The following is a 19,356-nucleotide window of genomic DNA, read 5'->3' as shown; positions in this document are numbered from 1 at the left end:
CATGCGGAGGTCGCCCGTCCCGGGCGCCCGTGTGCAGGCCGTTAGGATCGACGACTGTGATATCCGCTCGAGGGATCCGGTAGTGGATCTCACCCTCATCGTCGTCCTGGTCATCGTCCTGGCGCTGTTCTTCGACTTCACCAACGGCTTCCACGACACGGCCAACGCGATGGCCACCCCCATCGCCACGGGGGCGCTCAAGCCCCGGGTCGCGGTCGCGATCGCCGCGGTCCTCAACCTCGTCGGCGCGTTCCTCAGCACGGAGGTCGCCAAGACCGTCTCCGGCGGCATCATCCGCGAGGGCGACGGCGGCGTGCAGATCACCCCGGTGATGATCTTCGCGGGGCTGATGGGCGCCATCGTCTGGAACCTCGTCACCTGGCTCCGCGGCCTGCCGTCGAGCTCCAGCCACGCGCTGTTCGGCGGCCTCATCGGCGCGGCCGTCGTGGGCGCGGGGCTCGGCTCGGTCGACTTCGGCGTCGTGCTGTCGAAGGTCATCCTCCCGGCGCTGCTGGCCCCGGCCATCGCGGGCCTCATCGCGTACACGACCACGAAGCTCGCCTACTCGATCACGCGCCGCTCGAGCGGCCCGAACGAGCGCGGCGGCTTCCGCTACGGCCAGATCTTCACGTCGTCGCTCGTGGCCCTCGCGCACGGCACCAACGACGCGCAGAAGACCATGGGCATCATCACGCTCACGCTCATCGCGGGCGGCTTCCAGGCGGCGGGGTCCGGCCCCGAGTTCTGGGTCATCGCGGTGTGCGCGGTCGCCATCGCGCTCGGCACCTACATGGGCGGCTGGCGCATCATCCGCACGATGGGATCCGGCCTCACCGAGGTCAAGCCCGCGCAGGGCTTCAGCGCCGAGGCGTCGACCGCGGCCACGATCCTCGCGTCCAGCCACCTCGGCTTCGCGCTGTCGACCACGCAGGTCGCCTCCGGCTCCGTCATCGGCTCGGGCCTCGGCCGCCGCGGCGCGTCCGTGCGCTGGAACACGGTCGGCAAGATCGCGCTCGGCTGGCTGCTCACGCTGCCGTCGGCCGCCGTCGTGGGCGCGCTGGCCGCGCTCGTCGCGAGCACGGGCACCGTCGGCTTCGTCGTCGACGCGGTCGTCGGCGTGGCCGTGATCGTCTGGATCTTCTGGCGCTCCCGCCGCAACGCGGTCGACGCCCGCAACGCCATCGTCGAGGTCGACGCCGCCGGATTCGCGGTGCGCGGACGCAAGGCCACCAAGGCCGCCCGGAAGGCCAGGGAGGCCGCATGATCGACTGGAGCGCGTTCCTCATCGTCGCCGTCGCCGCCCTCGTGGGAGCCGTCGCGGTGGTCAGCCTCTTCTCGCTCGGCGTCCGGCTCCTCGCCGTGGGCACCGAGTACGACGACGAGGGCGACAAGGTCTCCGTCACGGGCATCCGCCCGCAGGCCGCGACCGTGGGCGGCTACGTCTGCTTCGCCCTGAGCGGCCTCGCCGTGCTCTACGGCGTGTACCTCATCGTCCCCGCGCTGCACGGCTGACCCGCAGCGCGGGTCAGCCGTGCAGCGCGGGTGACCCGCAGCGCGGCTCACCTGCATCGCGCCGGCCGGTCGCCCCCGGCCGTCGGCGGCCCTAGGCTCGATCCCGTCCCGACGACGTCGTCGGCTCCTCCCTCCTCCTGTCGTCCGACCCGACCCCCGCGGAAGAAGCCATGACCGAAGCGCGCACGTCGTCCCCCGCCCCCGAGACCTCCGGAGCGCGCGGCGCGCTCGACCGGTTCTTCGAGATCACGAAGCGCGGCTCCACGTACGCGCGCGAGGTCCGCGGGGGCGTCCTGACCTTCGTGACGATGGCGTACATCGTCGTGCTCAACCCGCTGATCCTCGGCGGCTTCAGCGCGGACCAGGCCACGCTCGACGTCGAGGGGAACTGGCTGCAGGCCACGCAGGTGGGCGCCGCGACGGCCCTCACCGCGGGCGTCATGACCATCCTCTTCGGCCTCATCGCGCGCCTGCCGTTCGCGTTCGCCGCGGGCCTCGGCATCAACTCGTTCCTCGCGGTCAGCGTCGTCGGCGAGGTGACCTGGTCGGAGGCCATGGGCCTCGTCGTCGTCAACGGCCTCGTGATCGTGCTGCTCGCCACCACGGGCCTCCGCACGCTGATCTTCCGGGCGGTCCCCCGCGAGCTCAAGACCGCCATCACGGTGGGCATCGGCCTCTTCATCGCGTTCATCGGCTTCGTCGACTCCGGCTTCGTCCGCGGCACGGGCGTGCCCGCCTCGCCGCTCGCGCTCGGGATCGACGGCTCCATCGCGTCGCTGCCGACCGTGGTCTTCATCGTCGGCCTCGTGATCATGGGCGTGCTCATGGCCCGCCGCGTGCCCGGCGCGCTCCTCATCGGCATCGTCGCGACCACCCTCATCGCCATCGTCGTGGAGCAGGTCTTCCACATCGGCCCGTCGAACACCTCGGGCGCCACCGGCTGGAACCTCAACGCGCCCGTGCTGCCCGGCGCTCCCGTCGCGCTGCCGGACCTCGGCCTCGTCGGCGCCTTCGACTTCGGCGCCTTCGGCCGGATCGGCATCATCTCGAGCCTCATGCTCGTCTTCACGCTCGTCTTCACGAACTTCTTCGACGCGATGGGCACCATGACGGGCCTCGCGAAGGCGGCCGACCTCTCCGACGAGCGCGGCGACTTCCCCCGCCTCAAGGGCGCGCTGGTCGTCGAGGGCTTCGGTGCGGTCGCGGGCGGCGCCACGTCGAGCTCGTCGAACACGGTCTTCATCGAGTCGGCCTCCGGCATCGGCGAGGGCGCGCGCACGGGCCTCGCGTCGATGGTCACGGGCGTGCTCTTCCTCCTCGCCATGTTCTTCACGCCGCTCACGCAGGTCGTGCCGCTCGAGGTCGCCGCCGCCGCGCTCGTGATCGTCGGCACGCTCATGGCGTCGCAGATCAAGGACATCGTCTGGACCGACTTCTCGGTCGCGCTGCCCGTGTTCCTCACCGTCGTGGTCATGCCGCTCACGTACTCCATCGCCAACGGGATCGGCGTCGGCTTCCTCTCCTGGGTGCTCGTGCGCTCGCTCTCGGGTCGCGCGCGCGAGGTGTCGCCGCTGCTCTGGATCGTCTCGGCCGGGTTCCTCGTCTTCTTCGCGCGCGGGCCGATCGAGCAGCTGCTCGGCGTCTGATCCCGGGCGTCGCGCGGCCGCCGGAGGGCGCCGCGCGTCCAGCCCTGCGTAAGGTGGGACGGGACCCCCATCCGATGACGCACGGGAGCCCGCTCATGACCGACCTCGATCCGCGCGGCGACGTCCGCGAACCCCAGGAGTCCGCGAAGCGCTGGCGCATCGTCGGGCCCGGCCTCGTGGTCGCGGCCACAGGAATCGGGGCGGGCGACCTCGTCGCCACCCTGGTGGCCGGCTCCCGCTTCGGCTACGCCCTGCTCTGGGCGGCCGTGCTCGGCGTGATCATCAAGATCTTCCTCGTCGAGGGCGCGGGCCGGTACTCGCTCGCGACCGGCCGCACGATCTTCGAGGGCTGGCGCAGCGTCGGCCGCTGGACCACGTGGTACTTCGGCCCGTACATCCTCATCTGGGGACTCGTGTACGGCGCCGCCGCCATGAGCTCCTCGGCCCTCCCGCTCGCGGCGCTGTTCCCCGGCGTCGACCTCAAGGTCTTCGCGATCGCCTGCGGCCTGGTGGGCGCCGTCGTCGTGTGGTTCGGCCGCTACTCCGCCTTCGAGAGGATCATCGCGGTCTTCGTCGGCCTCATGTTCGTGACCGTCGTGGGCGCCGCGATCGTGACACTCCCGAACGTGCCCGCCCTCCTCACGGGGCTCGTGCCCACGATCCCCGAGGGCGGCCTCGTCGTCGCGCTCAGCATCGCGGGCGGCGTCGGCGGCACCATCACGCTCGCGGCGTACGGGTACTGGCTGCGCGAGAAGGGCTGGGTGGCGCCCGGCTGGATGAAGGTCATGCGCATCGACAACTCCGTCGCCTACGTGATGAGCGGCGTCTTCGTGCTCTCGATGCTCGTGGTCGGCGCGGAGCTCCTGTACTCCGCCGACATCGCGCTGGCCGACGGCGAGGGCGGCCTCGTGCAGCTCGCCGACGTGCTGGGGGAGCGCTACGGCGCGTTCATGACGTGGTTCTTCCTGCTCGGCTTCTTCGCCACGTCGTTCTCGTCGATCCTCGGCGTGTGGAACGGCGTCTCGCTCATGTTCGCCGACTTCCTCGGCACGATCCGCGGCCTCGACGTCGAGGACCCGCGACGTCGCCTCGGCGGCAGCTACTACCGGGGCTTCATCCTCTGGCTGACGATCCCGCCCATCGGCCTGCTGTTCCTCGACCAGCCGATCGGCCTGATCATCGCGTACGGCGTGCTCGGCGCCCTGTTCATGCCGTTCCTCGCCATCACCCTGCTCGTGCTCCTCAACACCGACCGCACGCCGCGCGCGTGGCGGAACCGCCCGCTCAGCAACACGGTGATGGGCCTGTCCGCGCTCCTGTTCGTGGTGCTCGGCGTGCAGCAGCTCGTGACGGAGATCGGGAAGCTCGTCTAGCGGCGCTCAGTCGGCGGAGGCGGCCGCGCGCACGGCGGGGGAGCCGTCGGCGGCGGCCGCGTCGCCGGGCGTCGGCGTCCGGAACACCACGAGCCGGTAGAGCGTGAAGTTCCACACGAGCCCGATGAGCACGGCCGTGGCCTTCGCGATGTTGATCTCCAGGAACTCCTGCTCCGCGCTCGTGCCGAACGTGAGGAGCGACCGGCCGAAGGTCGTGTCGAACCCGCGCTCGAACAGCCAGATCACGCCGCTCTGCAGCAGCAGCGAGCTGAAGCCCGTGACCGCGAAGAACTTGAGGAACCGGCCGAGCGTCACGGCCTCGCCGTGCCGGAAGACGAAGAAGTGGTTGAGGAAGTAGGAGATGGTGATGCCCACGGTCACCGAGACGAGGTTCGCCCCGATCACCGGCATGGCGGCGCCCAGGATCAGCAGGTTCAGCAGCACGAAGTCGAGGCCCGTGTTGAGGAGCCCGGCGATGAGGAAGCGGACGCGGCGGTCGGCGAGGAGCTTGGTCACGCTGATCCTCCCGGCACCCGGCGCGGCCGCCGTCCGGTGCGGCGGGTGCGCACGGCGTCAGGGCGCCGGGCCGACGACAGTGTAACAAGCCGATAACGGCCCGCGGCCCGGGCAGGCGGTCGAGCGGTCGCTCGCTGGCTAGACTCGTCAGGGCCCGCATCCGGGTCGCCCCCCGACCCGGAGACGGAACCGCCAGCTTGAGCAGCCTCACGATCGTGATCCCCACCTACGAGGAGGCGCGCAACGTCGGCGAGCTGCTGCCCCGGCTCGCGGCCATGGCGGCGGAGAACGCCGACTTCCGGATCACGGCCATGATCGTCGACGACTCCTCGCCCGACGGCACCGCCGACCTCGCCCGCTCCCTCGCACCGACCGTCGAGACGGACACCTTCTCGGTGCGCGTCGAGACCCGCGAGGAGAAGGCCGGCCTCGGCGCCGCGTACATCTGGGCCTTCGAGCTGCTGCTCGGCGCGGACGAGCCGCCCACCCACATCCTCCAGATGGACGCCGACCTCTCGCACGACCCCGCCTACATCACCGAGATGCTCCGCCGGGTGCGCGCCGGTGCCGACCTCGTGGTCGCCTCCCGCTACATCCGCGGCGGCGCGACGCCGGACTGGGACCTCAAGCGGCGCTTCCTCAGCGTGGGCGGCAACCTCTACACGCGGCTGTTCCTCGGCTCGCGCATCACCGACTACACGGGCGGCTTCAACCTCTACGAGACGGGGCTGCTGCGGCGGATCACGCCGTCGACCATCACGACCACCGGCTACGGCTTCCAGATCGAGATGAAGCAGCGGGCGCTCCGCCACGCGACGCGGCCCACCGAGGTCGCCATCGTGTTCATGGACCGGGCCGAGGGCGAGTCGAAGATCCCGAGCGACACCCTCGTGACGAACCTGCTGCTCGTGCTGCGCCTGCGCTTCGGGCGCCGCCGGGACTGAGCCGCCGGGACCGGCCGCGGGCGTCCTCGTCGCCGCTCAGGCCCTCGGGGCGTGCAGCGGATCGTGCGGCGCGCGCTGGTGCGGCCGCGCCGGGGCGATGATCGTGCCGCGCCGCCCGAGCTCGTCGACCACCGGGTCGGTCGCGCCGAGGACCTGCGAGCGCGCGGTGCCATGGCGAGCCCAGTACGCGGCGGTCCACGCGCAGATGAGGCCGTCGAGCAGGTCCTCGAGGTGCTTGTGCTGCCGCTCGACGACGGCCGGGCCGTCGGCGACGAGGGCGGCGGCGCGCGCGTGCGTGGTGACGTCGAGCGGCGGATCCGCGTGCGCGAGCCCCGCGACGGCGTCGAGCACGACGCGGAACTCGGCCGCGCGGTGCGGTCGCCGCTCCGCGGTCGGGAGCAGCGGCGCGAGTCGCTTGTACCGCGGCTTCATACCGTCGAAGCCGAGCTCGGGCGCGCCCACGAGCGTCGTGTAGGGGTAGCACTCGACCATGGTGCGGGCGTCGTCGTCGCGGGCGACGCCGGATCCGTCGTCGTAGGTCCAGCCCGCGTCCTCCAGCCGGCGCCGGAGCGCGACGGCGCCCTGCGCGGGCATGCGGGCGTTCGACGGGTACGCGGAGATCCCGAGCCGCCCGTAGCGCGACGCGACCTCCTTCTCGGCGAGCCGGCTGCCCGTCGCGTTCGCGACCAGGAGCGGGCCGTCGACCGCGGCCACCGCGCCGGGTGCGCCCCAGCGGGCCACCCACGCGACCACCTCGTCGATCCCACGGGCCGTCTCGAGGGCCAGCACGCGGCCGGCGTCGTCGATGCAGGCGAGCCCCGTCTCGCGGGCCGGACGGGTGGCCGTGCCCTCCGCCCAGGCGAGGTCGATCCCGAGGAAGCGGCGCATCCGACGAGCCTATCCACGGCCCCGGGCGCCCTCGGCCGGGCGTCGGGCCGCTAGTAGTGTCGAGGGATCCTCCTGCCACGAGCGACGAGACGATGGAGCCTCCCATGACACCAGTGAGCCCGAACGACGACCGCATCCCGCACCCGGACGGCCACCCCGTCCGCACCGAGACCGACAGCCTGGGGAGCCTCGACGTCCCCGCCGACGCCTACTGGGGGATCCACACGGCGCGCGCCCTCGAGAACTTCCCCATCAGCCTGCGGCCGTTGAGCGTCTACCCCGAGTTCGTGGTCGCGCTCGCGCAGGTGAAGCAGGCCGCGGCCCGCGCGAACGTGCAGATCGGCGTGCTCGACGCGCGGAAGGCGAAGCAGATCGACGAGGTCTGCTCCGAGATCATCGCGGGCGAGCTGCACGACCAGTTCGTGGTCGGCGTGATCCAGGGCGGCGCCGGCACGAGCACCAACATGAACACCAACGAGGTCATCGCGAACCGCGCCCTCGAGAAGGCCGGCCATGCGCTCGGCGACTACCGGCACATGCACCCGCTCGACGACGTGAACCGCAGCCAGTCGACGAACGACACGTACCCGACCGCGCTCAAGGTCGCGCTCATCCACTCGCTCCTGCAGACGCTCGACGAGCTGGACCTGCTGCGCCTGTCGTTCCTCACCAAGGGCGCGCAGTTCTCGCAGGTGCTGAAGGTCGGCCGCACGCAGCTCCAGGACGCCGTGCCCATGACGCTCGGGCAGGAGTTCCACGGCTTCGCGACCACGCTCGAGGAGGACCACGCGCGGCTCGGCGAGCTCGTGCCGCTGCTGTCGGAGATCAACCTCGGCGCGACGGCGATCGGCACGGGCATCACGGCGGATCCGAACTACGCGGCGGCCGTGCGCGGCCACCTCAGCGCCATCACGGGCTACACGCTCGTGACCGCGAGCGACCTCATCGAGGCGACGAGCGACGCGGGCGTCTTCATGACGCTCTCCTCGACCCTCAAGCGCGCCGCCATCAAGCTGTCGAAGATCTGCAACGACCTGCGGCTGCTCTCGTCGGGTCCGCAGGCGGGGCTCGGCGAGATCAACCTGCCGCCGCGGCAGGCCGGCTCGAGCATCATGCCCGGCAAGGTGAACCCCGTGATCCCCGAGGTCGTGAACCAGGTCGCGTTCTCCATCGCGGGCGCTGACGTGACGGTGACCATGGCGGCCGAGGGCGGGCAGCTGCAGCTCAACGCGTTCGAGCCGGTGATCGCGCACTCGCTCCTGCAGTCGCTGAGCTGGCTGCGGAACGCGGCGAGGACCCTGCGGGTGAACTGCATCGACGGGATCACCGCCAACACCGAGCGGCTCGCGGCGCAGGTGGAGTCGTCGGTGGGCGTCGTCACGGCGCTCACGCCGTACATCGGCTACGCGGCGTCGTCCAGCCTCGCGAAGACGGCGCTCATGACGAGCGCGTCGATCCCCGACCTCGTCGTCGAGGCGGGGCTGATGACGCGGGCGCAGGTCGAGAAGATCCTCGCGCCCGACCGGCTGTCGGGGCTCGAGCCCGTGACGGCGGCCATGTCCGTGATCACCCCGGAGATGCTCGCGGCGCACGCGGCCGAGGAGGGCGGTCAGGCCGACTGACCTGCCCCGGACGACGACAGCGCGCCGCGGCCCGAGGGCTGCGGCGCGCTGTCGCGTGCGGGGTGGTGCGGGTCAGGCGTCGTCGCCGGAGGTGCGGGCCGGCGTGGTGCCGGTCGCGTCGTCCGCGGGGGCGGCGTGCGCGGGCTCCTCGCGGTGCACGGATCCGGCGATGTCGGACGGCGTGGGGACGTGCGCGGCGTCGGCCGGCTTCGGGGCCGCCTTCGGCTTCGGCGCGGACTTCTTCGCGGCGGCCTTCGGCTTCGCCGGGGCGGGCACGGGAGCGGGCGCCGCGGAGGCGGGCTCCTCGTCCGCGTCGGCCGGCTCGCCGAGGTCGTCGGGGCCGAGCGTGTCGAGGTCCTCGTCGGCGTCGTCCTCGGCGCCGTCGGCGGACGCGTCCTGCTCGCCGGCGAGGGCGGCGCCGGTGTCCGGGATGACGACGGGGCCGGTCTCGTCCTCGTCGTCGAAGGAGGCGAGCGCCTCGTCGCGGGCCTCGGCCGCGGTGAAGACGGCGCGACGGCCGGCCTCCTCGCCGCGCTCGCGCAGGTCCTCCGCCGTGGCCTGGACACGCGTGCGCGCCTCCTCGGCGGTCTCGACGACGCGGCCTCGGACGTCCTCGGCGGTCTCCGCGACGCGGTGCCCGATCTCGGTGGCCTGCTGGCCGACGCGGTCGACGACGTGCTTGGTCTGGTCCGCGGTGCGCGTGCCGAGGTCCTTGGCGGTGTCGCCGACGCGGCCCGCGATGTCCTGGGTGGTGCTGCCGACCTTGCCCGCGATGTCCTGGGTGGTGCTGCCGACGCGGCCGGCGACGTCGCTCGTGGTGGTGCCGATGCGCTCGCCCACGGTGTGGGCGGTGCGGCCGACGGCGACCGCGGCGCCCTGGACCGCGTGACCGACGAAGTCCGCGACCTCGCGGGCGGTCTCGACCGTGCGCTCGACGACGACCGGGCCCTTCTCGTCGAGCACGGTCTGCGCCTGGCGGACGCCGCGCTGCACGGGCTCGCTCGACCAGACGGTGCGCGACGTGCGGGCGATGCGCTCGTAGCGCGCGCGTCCGGCGCGCGCGCCGAGGACGTAGCCGGTGCCGATGCCGAGCAGGAAGAGGAGACGGTTGATCATCCGCCCAGCCTAGACGCGGCGGGCGTGCGGCGACCGGGAGGGGCTAGGCGCCCTCGCCGTCCTCCCGGCCGGTGGCGTCGTGCAGCTCGTCCGTCTCGGGATCCGCCGCGTCGGGCGCCGAGAGGTCGGCGTCCTCCGGGATGGAGTGGTCGTGGATCGGGTCCTGCGGCTGGTCGGTCATGGCGTCGAGCCTACGCGCGGGTCCGCGGCTCAGAGGATGCGCGTGTGCGTGGTCAGCGCGCCGATGCCCTCGACGGTGACGGTGACCGTGCTGCCGTCCTTCAGGAAGATCTGCGGGTCGCGCGAGTACCCGGCGCCGCTCGTCGTGCCCGTGGAGATGAGCGTGCCCGGCTGCAGCGTGGAGGAGGTGGAGAGGTAGGAGACGAGGCGCGCGACCGTGCGCACCATGCCGCTCGTGCGGCCGTCCTGCACCGTCTCGCCGTCGAGGACCGTGGTGATGCGGAGGTCCTGCGGATCCGGCACCTCGTCGCGCGTGACGACGACGGGACCCGTGGGGGAGAAGCCGTCGAAGCTCTTGCAGCGGCTCCACTGCTGCTCCGAGAACTGGAGGTTGCGGGCCGTGATGTCGTTGACGACCGTGTAGCCGAAGACGTGGTCGAGGGCGTCGGCCTCCGACACGTCGCGCGCGGCGCGGCCGATGATGACGCCGAGCTCGACCTCGTAGTCGACCTCCTCGCTGAGCGAGCGCGGCCAGCTCGTGGTGCCCTCGTGGCCCGCGAGCGAGTTGGGCCAGAGCGCGAAGACGGTGGGGGCGGAGGCGCTCGTGATGTTGAGCTCCTCGGCGTGCGCGGAGTAGTTGAGGCCCACGGCGTAGACGGCCGGCGGGCGGAGCACCGCGGAGGCGTGCGTGAGGCCGTCCACGGGCGTGGTGCTGGTGCGGGTGGCGACGGCGCGCTCGACGGTCGCGCGGACGCGGGCCATCTCGTCGTCGCCGCGCTCGATGAGGTCCTGCAGGTCGCGGGGGGAGTCGTCCAGCACCTCGTCGAGGAAGAGCGCCTCGCCCTCGGAGACGATGGCGGCCAGTCGGGGGGTCACGCCGTCGTCGGCGAGCAGGTGGGCGAACTTCATGCCACCACCGTATCGGGCGGGCGCGGCCGGGCGCGGTTGCGGTCATAACGTGCATGGGCCGTGCACCCGGCGTGCACGCGCGGCGCCGCGGCTCAGTCCTCCCGCACGACCTCGTCGGGCGACTTGTCGTGCCGCCAGCCCCGCCACGACGCCTGGCGGAGGCGTCCGGTGGCCGTCCACTCGGCGAACTCGACCTCGCCGACGAGGCGCGGGGTGATCCAGTGCGCGTCGCGGGCGTCGGCGGCCGGCACGTCCGCGAACGGGCTCGTCTTCCGGGCGAGCGGGCGGAAGCGGCGGAGGGCGTCGGCGAGGTCGCGCTCGGTGAAGCCCGTGCCGACGCGGCCCGCGTACGCGAGGCCGTCGGGGCCGGGCACCCCGACGAGCAGCGAGCCGACGCCGGAGGAGCGGCTGCCGGATCCGGGGCGCCAGCCGCCGACGACCACCTCCTGCGCCCGGTGGTGCTTGACCTTCACCCACGCGCTGGAGCGACGTCCGGACTCGTAGGGCGCGTCCACGCGCTTGGCGACGACGCCCTCGAGGCCGAGCTCGCGGCTGGTGGCCAGCGCCTCGTCGAGGTCGCCGTCGAAGGCGGGCGGGACCTGGATCCGGCCGCGGTCCGGCGCCGTGACGGCATCGAGCAGCGCATCCCGGCGCTCCCGGTAGGGCTCGTCGACGAGGACGCGGTCGCCGACCGCGAGCGCGTCGAAGAGCATGAGGTGCACGGGCGCGGCCTTCCGGGCCCGTGCGACGTCCTTCTCGCCCGTGAGGCCGAGGCGCGTCTGCAGGAGCCCGAAGTCGGGGCGGCCGCCCGCGCCCAGCACGACGATCTCGCCGTCGAGCACGGCGGCGTCGACGTCGAGCGCGTCGGGCAGCTCGGCGAGCTCCGGGAAGGCGGGCGTGAGGTCGACGCCGTTGCGGCTCGTGATGGTCGCGCGGCCGTCCGCGACGACGGCGATCGCGCGGTAGCCGTCCCACTTCATCTCGACGGCCCACTCCTCGTCTTGGTCGAGACCGGCGCCGGTCGCGGCGGTCGCGAGCATGGGCGCGGGGGCGGACGCGGTGCCGCCCCTACGCCGCGCGCCGACGCGCGTGCGGCCGGTCGCCTTCTCCAGCTTCGCGGCCCGCGCCGGCTTCGCGCGGCTCGTCGCGGGGGCGTCGGCGGGCTCCATCAGGTGGATCAGCCAGTTCGCGTCGGCCTTGCCGTGCCCGCCCGTGTGGATGAGCGCGTAGCGGCGCGGTCCGTCGATCCCGGTGCCGTCGCCGCGCCCGTGCAGCGTCGCGATGACCTCCTTGCCGTCGCGCCACTTCTCGAGCTCGTAGGTGCCGGCGTCCCAGACGGTGACCTCACCGCCGCCGTACTCACCCGCGGGGATCGTGCCCTCGAAGGAGCCGTACTCGACCGGGTGGTCCTCGGTCTGCACGGCGAGGTGGTTCGTGCCGTGCTCGGTGGGCACGCCCTTGGGGAGGGCCCAGCTCACGAGCACGCCGTCGTGCTCCAGCCGGAAGTCCCAGTGCAGCGCGCGGGCGTGGTGCTCCTGGATCACGAAGGAGCGGCCCTCGGACGGCGCGGGCGGCTCCGCGGGCACCGGCTCGCTCGTCTTCGCCGCGTCGCGCTTGGAGCGGTAGGTCGCGAGGCGGTCGTCAGCGGCGTCCGGCTCCTTCCGGGCGAAGCCCGCCAGCCGCTCGGGCGTCGGCTCGAGGCTCTCGCGGTGGCCCTCCTCGACGGGGGCGAGGGGATCCGCGCGCTTCCGCATCCGCGCGATGACCTCGTCCATCTCCAGGTGCCGGAGCGTCGGCGACGCGAGCTCGCGCCAGGTGCGCGGCACCGCGACGGTCGGCCGGGATCGGCCGCGGAGCGAGTACGGCGCGACGGTCGTCTTGTTCGGGTTGTTCTGGCTCCAGTCGACGAGCACCTTGCCCTGCCGGAGGGCCTTCTTCATGTCGCTCACCACGAGGTCGGGGTGGTCGGCCTCTAGCGCGCGGGCGAGCTCGTGCGCGACCTCGGAGATGGCGGCGGCGTCGTGGCTGCCGTCGAGGGCGGCGTAGAGGTGGACGCCCTTGGATCCGCTCGTCACGGGGTGGGGCTCGAGGCCCATGTCGCGGAGGATCGCGCGGGCCGCCGTCGCCACCTCGACGCACTCGGGGAGCCCTGCGCCCGGTCCGGGGTCGAGGTCGAGCACGAGCCGGTCGGGTCGGCGCACGTCGCCCGTGCGGCCGAAGCGCCACTGGGGCACGTGCAGCTCGAGCGCGGCGATCTGCCCGAGCCAGGTGAGCGTCGCCACGTCGTTCGCGAGCGGGTAGTCGTTGGCGTGGTCGCGGTGCTGGATCGCGCGGCGCAGCACCCACTCGGGCGTGTGCGCGTCGAGGTCCTTCTGGAAGAACATCTTCCCCGGGTGCTCGTCGGTGCCGACGCCGTCGACCCAGCGCTTGCGCGTGACGGGCCGGTCGCGGAGGTGCGGGATCATGTGCGGCGCGATGGCGGCGTAGTACGCGATGACGTCGCCCTTGGTGGTGCCCGTCTCCGGGTAGAGCACCTTGTCGAGGTTCGACAGCGTGATGCGCCGCCCCTCGACCTCCACCTGCTGCTTCGCGCCCGCCATCGGTCCAGCATGGCCCGGGCCGGTGTTCACTTGACCCATGAGAGCCATCTGGAAGGGCGCCGTCACCTTCGGCCTCGTCAACGTGCCCGTGAAGGTCTACAGCGCGACGCAGGACCACGACGTGCCGCTGCACCAGGTGCACGACGCCGACGGCGGGCGGATCCGCTACCAGCGCCGCTGCGAGGTGTGCGGCAAGGTCGTCGACTACGCGCACATCGACAAGGCGTTCGACGACGGCGACCGCACGGTCGTGATCACGGAGGAGGACCTCTCCTCCCTCCCCGAGGAGAGGAGCCGCGAGATCGACGTGGTCGAGTTCGTGCCGAGCGACCAGATCGACCCGGTGATGCTCGACCGCAGCTACTTCCTCGAGCCGGATTCGTCGAGCCCCAAGTCGTACGCGCTCCTCCGCCGGACGCTGCAGGAGACCGACCGCACGGCGATCGTGCACGTGACCCTCCGCCAGCGCACCCGGCTCGCGGCGCTGCGCGTGCGCGGCGACGTGCTCATGCTGCAGACGCTCCTCTGGGACGACGAGGTGCGCGAGGCCGACTTCCCGTCGCTCGACGCGGCGCCCAAGGTGTCGCCGCGGGAGCTGAAGATGTCGGCGCAGCTCGTGGAGGGGTTCGCGGAGGACTTCGACCCGTCGAAGTTCAGCGACGAGTACCAGGAGCAGCTGAAGACCCTCATCGACGCGAAGCTCGCCCAGGGCGACTCGCTCGACACCGACGCGACCTTCGGGGAGGGCGAATCCGACGAGGAGGACTCGGGCGGCGAGGTGCTCGACCTGATGGACGCGCTGAAGCGGAGCATCGAGCGGAGCAGGGGCGGGGGATCCGGGAAGAAGGCGCCGGCGAGGAAGGCGGGGTCGAGGAAGGCGGGGGCGGACGACGACGACGCGGACGACGCCCCGGCGAAGGCGAGCGGCCGGAAGAGGGCGCCGGCGAGGTCCTCCGCGAAGGAGCCGGCGGCGAAGGCGAAGTCCGCGACGTCGAAGTCCCCGGCGGCGAAGAAGAAGGCGGCGGCGTCGAAGTCCGCGAAGTCGACCTCCGCGAAGGTCGACGGCGCCGCGAAGGAGCCCGCCGCCCGGAGGAAGAGCGCGTAGGGATCAGCCCGCGGCCGGCATCCCGTCGGTCATCACGCGCCAGAGGTGCAGGGTCGCGTACGAGCGCCACGGCGACCAGGCGGCCGCGCGCGCGTCGAGGGCGCGCGCCTCGTCCGGCAGGCCGAGCGCGCCGGCCCCGCGGCGGACGATGAGGTCTCCGGAGAGCAGGACGTCGGGGGATCCGAGGGCGCGCATCGCGACGTAGTCGGCGGTCCACGGGCCCACGCCGTGGAAGGCGACGAGCGCGGACCGGAGCTCGGCGCGCGGCATGCCGTGCTCGATCACCAGCTCGCCGGTCGCGAGGGCCTCGGCCAGGCGGATCAGCGTGGCCGTCCGCCGCGCCGGCCCGCGCAGGAGCTCGGCGCCGTCGCGGGCGATGCGGGCGGCCGAGGGCATGAGGCGCGTGACGGATCCGTGCGCCACCGACGCGGGCAGGTCCTCGCCGAGGTCGGCCGTCATGCGGCCGTGGGTGGCGCGGGCGGAGGCGACGGAGATCTGCTGGCCGACGACGGTGCGGAAGAGGGTGGAGCGCGGATCCAGGGTGCCCGGGATGCGGAGCCCCGGCGTCGCGCGCACCACGGCGGCGAGCGCGGAGTCGCGGGCGAGGTCGGAGTCGATGCGGGCGGCGTCCACGTCGAGGCCGAGGAGGCGGCGGGTGCCGGCGAGGAGCTCGGCGGCGTCGACCGCGTGCTCCACGCGCGTGGTCACCTCCAGGCGCGTGGGCGCGGCGTGCGCGTCCGCCGCCTCCGCGTCGAGCAGCCGCACGGTCACCGTCCCCGCGCCGTGCGCGAGCCGCGCCGACTGCGTGTACGACGTGGCGTCGCCCTCCTCAGCGCCCGCGACCGCGTGCCAGGAGAGGAAGCGGATCACGCCGCCGCCGTCGAAGGGCGCGGGCACGTCGAGCACGGTGCGGGCGACGTGCGCGGCGGCGGCGGGCCCGCGCGCGTCGGCGGGCGCGGCGGCGCCGGGGGAGTCCATGCGCCCAGCCTGCCCGACGCCCCCGACCCCGGCGGGCGCGCGACCTAGGGTGGATCGCATGATCGACGACGACGTGGTCCGCACCCCTCCGACGCCCGCCTCCGCCGACGCCGTCCGCGCGGAGCTCGTCGCCGCCCTCGGCGACATCGTCGCCACCGACCCGGCGTCCCTCGAGGACGCGCGCAGCGACCGGTCGGGGTACCGCAGCCCCGCGGATCCGATCGCCGTCGTCAACGCGACCGAGGTGGCCCACGTCGTCGCCACCCTGCGCATCGCGAGCGCCACCGGCACGCCCGTCGTCACGCGCGGTGCCGGCACGGGCCTCGCGGGCGGCGCGACGGCGACCGCGGGCGAGATCGTGCTGTCCGTGCGCGGCCTGGACCGGATCCTCGAGGTGAGCGAGGCCGACGAGCTCGCGGTCGTGGAGCCCGGCGTCCTCAACGACGACCTCAACGCCGCGCTCGCGCCGCTCGGCCTCTGGTACTCGCCGGACCCCGCGAGCAAGGCCATCTCGACCATCGGCGGCAACATCGCCACCAACGCGGGCGGCCTCCTGTGCGCCAAGTACGGCGTGACGCGCGAGGCCGTCCTCGCACTGCGCGTCGTGCTCGCCGACGGCCGCGTGATCGACACCGGGCACCGCACCGTGAAGGGCGTCACGGGCTACGACCTCACGGCGCTCATGATCGGCTCGGAGGGCACGCTGGGCGTCATCGTCGGCGCGACCGTGCGCCTCCGCCCGCTGCCGACCGCGACCCCGTCGACCGTCGCGGCGTCCTTCCCCGACTCGGCCTCCGCGGCGGCCGCGTCGTCGGCGATCACGGCCGCGCGGATCCGGCCGGCCGCCATGGAGCTCCTCGACGCCGGCGCGCTCGAGGCCATCGACGCGTTCCTCGGCACCGACCACTCCTCCCGCGGATCCGCCCACCTCCTCGTGCGCTGCGACGGCCCGGACGCGGCCGAGGAGGCCGCGCGCGTGGTCGAGGTCGTCGTCGCCGGCGGCGGCACGGCCGAGGTCACCGACGACGCCGACGAGGGCGAGCGCCTCCTCGCGGTCCGCCGCGCGTTCCATCCCGCGCTCGCCGCCCGCGGCCGCGTGCTCATCGAGGACGTCGCCGTGCCGCGGTCGCGCCTGGCGGAGATGCTCACGCGGATCCGCGAGATCGAGCGCGAGACGGGCCTGGATATCCCGACCGTGGCGCACGCGGGCGACGGCAACCTGCACCCGAACTTCTGCCTCCCGGAGGACCCGACGACGCCCGACGGCGACGCGACCGGCATCCCCGACGCCGTGTGGCGCGCGGCCGACCTCCTCTTCCGCGCGGCCGTGGACCTCGGCGGCACGCTCACGGGCGAGCACGGCGTGGGCCTGCTCAAGCGGCGGTGGCTCGCCGAGGAGCTCGGCGAGGACGTCATGGGGCTCGCCGCCGGGATCCGCCGCGTGTTCGACCCGCAGGGCATCCTCAACCCCGGCAAGGCGGCCTGATCCGCGGCCTGACCGCCCCCGTGTCCGCGCGTGACCCGGCCCCGGACGCCCGCCGATCCCGCCAGTAGGCTGGCGACGCCGATCCGCCGAAGAGAGGGCCGTCGTGACCGACCCGTCCGTCCCCGTGACCGTCCACCGTCCCTCCCCGGCCTCGCCGCCGCCCGCCATGGAGCTGCCGACGCCGCATGCGCCGCGGCGCATCACCGCGTCGGCCGTGCTCGGCGTCGTGGGCGTCGCCGTGCTGCTGCTCGTCGGCCTCGTCGTCGCCGCGTACCTCGTGCTGAGCCTCGGGATCGAGGCGGTCGCCATCTGCGCGCTCCTCGCCCTCATCCCGCTCGCGTTCGTGCTCCTCGCCATCCGCTGGGTGGACCGCTGGGAGCCCGAGCCCCGGCTCGCGCTGCTGTTCGCGCTGCTCTGGGGCGCCGCCGCGTCCGTCGCCATCGCGCTCCTGTTCGACCTCGTCGCCCAGTACGCGCGGCTCGCCACGGGCGTGCCCACCCGCTACACCGAGTTCCTGCAGCTCGCCGTGCAGGCGCCCGTGGTGGAGGAGTCGGCGAAGGCCATCGGCCTGCTCCTCATCTTCTGGGTCGCCCGTCGCCACTTCGACGGGCCGGTCGACGGCATCGTCTACGGCGCCACCATCGCGGCCGGCTTCGCCTTCACGGAGAACATCGTCTACTTCGGCGGGCCGCTCGTCTCCGGCACGGCCGGCACCCTCGTCGGCACGTTCGTGATGCGCGGGCTCTTCTCGCCCTTCGCGCACGTGACCTTCACCATGATCACCGGCATCGCGATCGGCTACGGCGCGCGCCGCGGGCCGGGCGCCGCGCTCGGCTTCGGCGCGGTCGGGCTGGTGGGCGCGATGGTCCTGCACGCGCTCTGGAACACGGGCGTCACCATCACCGGCGACTTCCTCACCTTCTACGTGCTGCTCCAGGTGCCGATCTTCGCGTTCCTCGTCGTGGTCGTGATCCTGCTGCGCCGCTACGAGATCCACCTCACGCGCCGCCGCCTCCGCGAGTACGCGGCCGTCGGCTGGTTCACCCCCGCCGAGGTCGAGATGCTGAGCACGTGGCAGGGCCGCCGTCGCGCCCGGCTCTGGGCGCGCACCCGCGGCGGCGACGCGGGCCGGGCCATGGCCCTGTTCACGCGCGACGCCACGCGGCTCGCCTTCGCCCGGCAGCGGATGCTCTCGGAGCGCCCCGCCGCGTCCGGCCGCTCCGAGGCCGGCCACCTCGACGACGAGCGGCGCCTGCTGCAGGCGGTCACCGACCACCGCCAGGCGCTCCTGGCCGGCGGTCGCCGCTAGCCGCCCAGCGTCGGGGGCGCCCCCGGTGCCGCGTCCGGTGTCGCCGGTCGCGAGTAGCGTCGGACCCACGACCACGAGGAGGCACCACCATGAGCGATGCGAACCAGGACACCACCGGCGGCGACGACAAGGAGATGCTCGGCTCCTCCACCCCCACGCCGCCGCAGAGCGCCGAGAAGGACCCGAGCACCTGGGTCACGGGCGACGAGCCGATGACGGGCGCGCAGCGCAGCTACCTCGACTCCCTGGCCAGCCAGGCCGGCGAGGAGATCCCCGCTGACCTCAACAAGGCCGAGGCGAGCGAGCAGATCGAGCGCCTGCAGGAGAAGAAGGAGACCGCGTCTCCGCAGTCGGACGACGCGAGCTGATCCGCCGCGAGGCAGCGGACGGGCGGGCGCCCCACCGGCGCCCGCCCGTCGTCGCGTGACGGGGGAGCGCACGCGGGCAGGAGGATGACGTGAGGGAGGCCGCATGACCACGCTCGTCGGGTACGCGCGCGTCGCCCGCGCCGAGGAGTCGTACCAGGACCAGGTCGACGCCCTCGACGCCGCGGGCTGCGAGCGCATCTTCGTCGACGTCGCAGGCGGCCCCAAGTCCCCGCGGCCCGGCCTCCAGGACGCGCTCGACTACCTCCGCGAGAACGACGAGCTCCTCGTCGTGAGCCTCGACCGGCTCGGGCCGGGCTCCGCCGACGTGGTGCGGATCCTCAACCGGCTGGAGGCGCGCGGCATCGCGTTCCGCGCCGTCCGCGAGGGGCTGGAGGCGGGCACCGAGGCCGGCCGCGGGCTCTTCGCCGTCACCCTCGCGCTCGCGACGGTCGACGCGACGACCGAGGCCGAGCGGGGACGCCGCCGCGGGGCCGGCGCGTCCGCGTCCGCACCGCAGGCCGCCGCCGCGCCCGCCGCGTCTGAGGCCCCGTCGCTGCCCAAGGGCATCACGCGACGCAAGCTCATGATCGCGGTCGAGGAGCGGTCCAAGGGCCGCGACACCGCGGAGATCGCCCGCGTGCTCGACGTGAGCGAGCGCGTCGTCACGCGCGCCCTCGCCTGGGCGGAGTCGGGGAAGCAGGGCGGTCTGCTGCGCTGATCCCGGGCGTCCGACCGGCGCCGCGCGGCGCGGCCCCCGCCGGATCGTCCGCGCGGGGGAGCCGCCGGCACCCGCGGCGGAGGCGG

18 protein-coding genes are annotated in these 19,356 nt (G+C 73.6%); 11 read left to right on the top strand and 7 right to left on the bottom strand.

Annotation, left to right across the window (positions count from 1 at the left end):
* Positions 1–82 precede the first annotated feature (82 nt).
* From H9X71_RS10470 to H9X71_RS10455, 4 genes are all read left to right on the top strand, one after another.
* Positions 83–1,264 carry an inorganic phosphate transporter gene (locus tag H9X71_RS10470; RefSeq protein ID WP_191147038.1) on the top strand — a complete coding sequence of 394 codons (1,182 nt, stop codon included), beginning with the start codon at positions 83–85 and terminating at the stop codon, positions 1,262–1,264.
* The gene (locus tag H9X71_RS10465) at positions 1,261–1,512 is read left to right on the top strand and encodes a hypothetical protein (RefSeq protein ID WP_191147037.1); all 252 of its coding nucleotides are present in this window, start codon (positions 1,261–1,263) and stop codon (positions 1,510–1,512) included. Before H9X71_RS10470 ends, H9X71_RS10465 begins: the two co-directional genes overlap by 4 nt.
* Before the next feature lie 170 nt (positions 1,513–1,682).
* Positions 1,683–3,158, top strand: a complete 1,476-nt coding sequence (locus tag H9X71_RS10460; RefSeq protein ID WP_191147036.1) for an NCS2 family permease — start codon at positions 1,683–1,685, stop codon at positions 3,156–3,158.
* A 95-nt stretch (positions 3,159–3,253) separates the two neighbouring features.
* Positions 3,254–4,531 carry an Nramp family divalent metal transporter gene (locus tag H9X71_RS10455; protein ID WP_191147035.1) on the top strand — a complete coding sequence of 426 codons (1,278 nt, stop codon included), beginning with the start codon at positions 3,254–3,256 and terminating at the stop codon, positions 4,529–4,531.
* Positions 4,532–4,537: 6 nt separating this feature from the next.
* Here the strand turns inward: H9X71_RS10455 and H9X71_RS10450 are convergent, their stop codons facing one another.
* On the bottom strand, positions 4,538–5,047 hold the full coding sequence (locus tag H9X71_RS10450; RefSeq protein ID WP_191147034.1) for a GtrA family protein: 510 nt from the start codon (positions 5,045–5,047) through the stop codon (positions 4,538–4,540).
* Between the two features lie 197 nt (positions 5,048–5,244).
* On the opposite strand from H9X71_RS10450, the gene H9X71_RS10445 reads away from it, so the two are divergent.
* Positions 5,245–5,991 (top strand): polyprenol monophosphomannose synthase, encoded by a 747-nt coding sequence (locus H9X71_RS10445; RefSeq protein ID WP_191147033.1) that lies wholly within the window; start codon positions 5,245–5,247, stop codon positions 5,989–5,991.
* Positions 5,992–6,027: 36 nt separating this feature from the next.
* Here the strand turns inward: H9X71_RS10445 and H9X71_RS10440 are convergent, their stop codons facing one another.
* Positions 6,028–6,879 (bottom strand): DUF429 domain-containing protein, encoded by an 852-nt coding sequence (locus H9X71_RS10440; protein WP_191147032.1) that lies wholly within the window; start codon positions 6,877–6,879, stop codon positions 6,028–6,030.
* Positions 6,880–6,983: 104 nt separating this feature from the next.
* Here H9X71_RS10440 and H9X71_RS10435 point away from each other — a divergent pair, with 104 nt between their 5' ends.
* Positions 6,984–8,501 (top strand): aspartate ammonia-lyase, encoded by a 1,518-nt coding sequence (locus tag H9X71_RS10435; protein ID WP_191147031.1) that lies wholly within the window; start codon positions 6,984–6,986, stop codon positions 8,499–8,501.
* A gap of 72 nt (positions 8,502–8,573) precedes the next feature.
* Here H9X71_RS10435 and H9X71_RS10430 read toward each other — a convergent pair whose 3' ends face one another.
* The 4 genes from H9X71_RS10430 to H9X71_RS10415 form a co-directional block, all read right to left on the bottom strand.
* Entirely contained in the window at positions 8,574–9,617 is a 1,044-nt protein-coding gene (locus H9X71_RS10430) for an apolipoprotein A1/A4/E family protein (protein ID WP_191147030.1), read from the bottom strand.
* A 43-nt stretch (positions 9,618–9,660) separates the two neighbouring features.
* Positions 9,661–9,798, bottom strand: coding sequence for a hypothetical protein (locus H9X71_RS10425; protein ID WP_191147029.1), 138 nt, complete (start codon positions 9,796–9,798; stop codon positions 9,661–9,663).
* 29 nt (positions 9,799–9,827) lie between these two features.
* A complete protein-coding gene (locus H9X71_RS10420) occupies positions 9,828–10,706 on the bottom strand; it encodes a fumarylacetoacetate hydrolase family protein (RefSeq protein WP_191147028.1) in 879 nt (292 codons plus the stop codon).
* Positions 10,707–10,798: 92 nt separating this feature from the next.
* Positions 10,799–13,306 (bottom strand): ATP-dependent DNA ligase, encoded by a 2,508-nt coding sequence (locus H9X71_RS10415; RefSeq protein ID WP_191147027.1) that lies wholly within the window; start codon positions 13,304–13,306, stop codon positions 10,799–10,801.
* Between the two features lie 37 nt (positions 13,307–13,343).
* Between H9X71_RS10415 and ku the strand changes: the two genes are divergently transcribed.
* Positions 13,344–14,411 carry a non-homologous end joining protein Ku gene (ku, locus tag H9X71_RS10410; RefSeq protein ID WP_191147026.1) on the top strand — a complete coding sequence of 356 codons (1,068 nt, stop codon included), beginning with the start codon at positions 13,344–13,346 and terminating at the stop codon, positions 14,409–14,411.
* 3 nt (positions 14,412–14,414) lie between these two features.
* Here the strand turns inward: ku and H9X71_RS10405 are convergent, their stop codons facing one another.
* Positions 14,415–15,389 carry a DNA-3-methyladenine glycosylase family protein gene (locus H9X71_RS10405; protein ID WP_191147025.1) on the bottom strand — a complete coding sequence of 325 codons (975 nt, stop codon included), beginning with the start codon at positions 15,387–15,389 and terminating at the stop codon, positions 14,415–14,417.
* Between the two features lie 58 nt (positions 15,390–15,447).
* Here H9X71_RS10405 and H9X71_RS10400 point away from each other — a divergent pair, with 58 nt between their 5' ends.
* The 4 genes from H9X71_RS10400 (at position 15,448) to H9X71_RS10385 (ending at position 19,270) form a co-directional block, all read left to right on the top strand.
* Positions 15,448–16,875, top strand: coding sequence for an FAD-binding oxidoreductase (locus H9X71_RS10400; RefSeq protein WP_191147024.1), 1,428 nt, complete (start codon positions 15,448–15,450; stop codon positions 16,873–16,875).
* 103 nt (positions 16,876–16,978) lie between these two features.
* Complete coding sequence (locus H9X71_RS10395) at positions 16,979–18,184, top strand: PrsW family intramembrane metalloprotease (RefSeq protein WP_191147023.1); 1,206 nt, start codon at positions 16,979–16,981, stop codon at positions 18,182–18,184.
* 89 nt (positions 18,185–18,273) lie between these two features.
* Complete coding sequence (locus H9X71_RS10390; protein WP_043671231.1) at positions 18,274–18,552, top strand: DUF3072 domain-containing protein; 279 nt, start codon at positions 18,274–18,276, stop codon at positions 18,550–18,552.
* Positions 18,553–18,655: 103 nt separating this feature from the next.
* Complete coding sequence (locus tag H9X71_RS10385; protein ID WP_191147022.1) at positions 18,656–19,270, top strand: recombinase family protein; 615 nt, start codon at positions 18,656–18,658, stop codon at positions 19,268–19,270.
* Positions 19,271–19,356 lie beyond the last annotated feature (86 nt).

The organism is Clavibacter zhangzhiyongii, assembly GCF_014775655.1.
GTDB lineage: Bacteria > Actinomycetota > Actinomycetes > Actinomycetales > Microbacteriaceae > Clavibacter > Clavibacter zhangzhiyongii.
This window is presented reverse-complemented; position numbering and strand designations above follow the sequence as displayed.

Coding starts and splice junctions, on each gene's coding strand:
- H9X71_RS10435 (WP_191147031.1), top strand. CDS start 6,984: ATGACACCAGTGAGCCCGAACGACGACCGCATCCCGCACCCGGACGGC.
- H9X71_RS10420 (WP_191147028.1), bottom strand. CDS start 10,706: ATGAAGTTCGCCCACCTGCTCGCCGACGACGGCGTGACCCCCCGACTG.
- H9X71_RS10430 (WP_191147030.1), bottom strand. CDS start 9,617: ATGATCAACCGTCTCCTCTTCCTGCTCGGCATCGGCACCGGCTACGTC.
- H9X71_RS10440 (WP_191147032.1), bottom strand. CDS start 6,879: ATGCGCCGCTTCCTCGGGATCGACCTCGCCTGGGCGGAGGGCACGGCC.
- H9X71_RS10455 (WP_191147035.1), top strand. CDS start 3,254: ATGACCGACCTCGATCCGCGCGGCGACGTCCGCGAACCCCAGGAGTCC.
- H9X71_RS10415 (WP_191147027.1), bottom strand. CDS start 13,306: ATGGCGGGCGCGAAGCAGCAGGTGGAGGTCGAGGGGCGGCGCATCACG.
- H9X71_RS10465 (WP_191147037.1), top strand. CDS start 1,261: ATGATCGACTGGAGCGCGTTCCTCATCGTCGCCGTCGCCGCCCTCGTG.
- ku (WP_191147026.1), top strand. CDS start 13,344: ATGAGAGCCATCTGGAAGGGCGCCGTCACCTTCGGCCTCGTCAACGTG.
- H9X71_RS10405 (WP_191147025.1), bottom strand. CDS start 15,389: ATGGACTCCCCCGGCGCCGCCGCGCCCGCCGACGCGCGCGGGCCCGCC.
- H9X71_RS10425 (WP_191147029.1), bottom strand. CDS start 9,798: ATGACCGACCAGCCGCAGGACCCGATCCACGACCACTCCATCCCGGAG.
- H9X71_RS10390 (WP_043671231.1), top strand. CDS start 18,274: ATGAGCGATGCGAACCAGGACACCACCGGCGGCGACGACAAGGAGATG.
- H9X71_RS10385 (WP_191147022.1), top strand. CDS start 18,656: ATGACCACGCTCGTCGGGTACGCGCGCGTCGCCCGCGCCGAGGAGTCG.
- H9X71_RS10400 (WP_191147024.1), top strand. CDS start 15,448: ATGATCGACGACGACGTGGTCCGCACCCCTCCGACGCCCGCCTCCGCC.
- H9X71_RS10460 (WP_191147036.1), top strand. CDS start 1,683: ATGACCGAAGCGCGCACGTCGTCCCCCGCCCCCGAGACCTCCGGAGCG.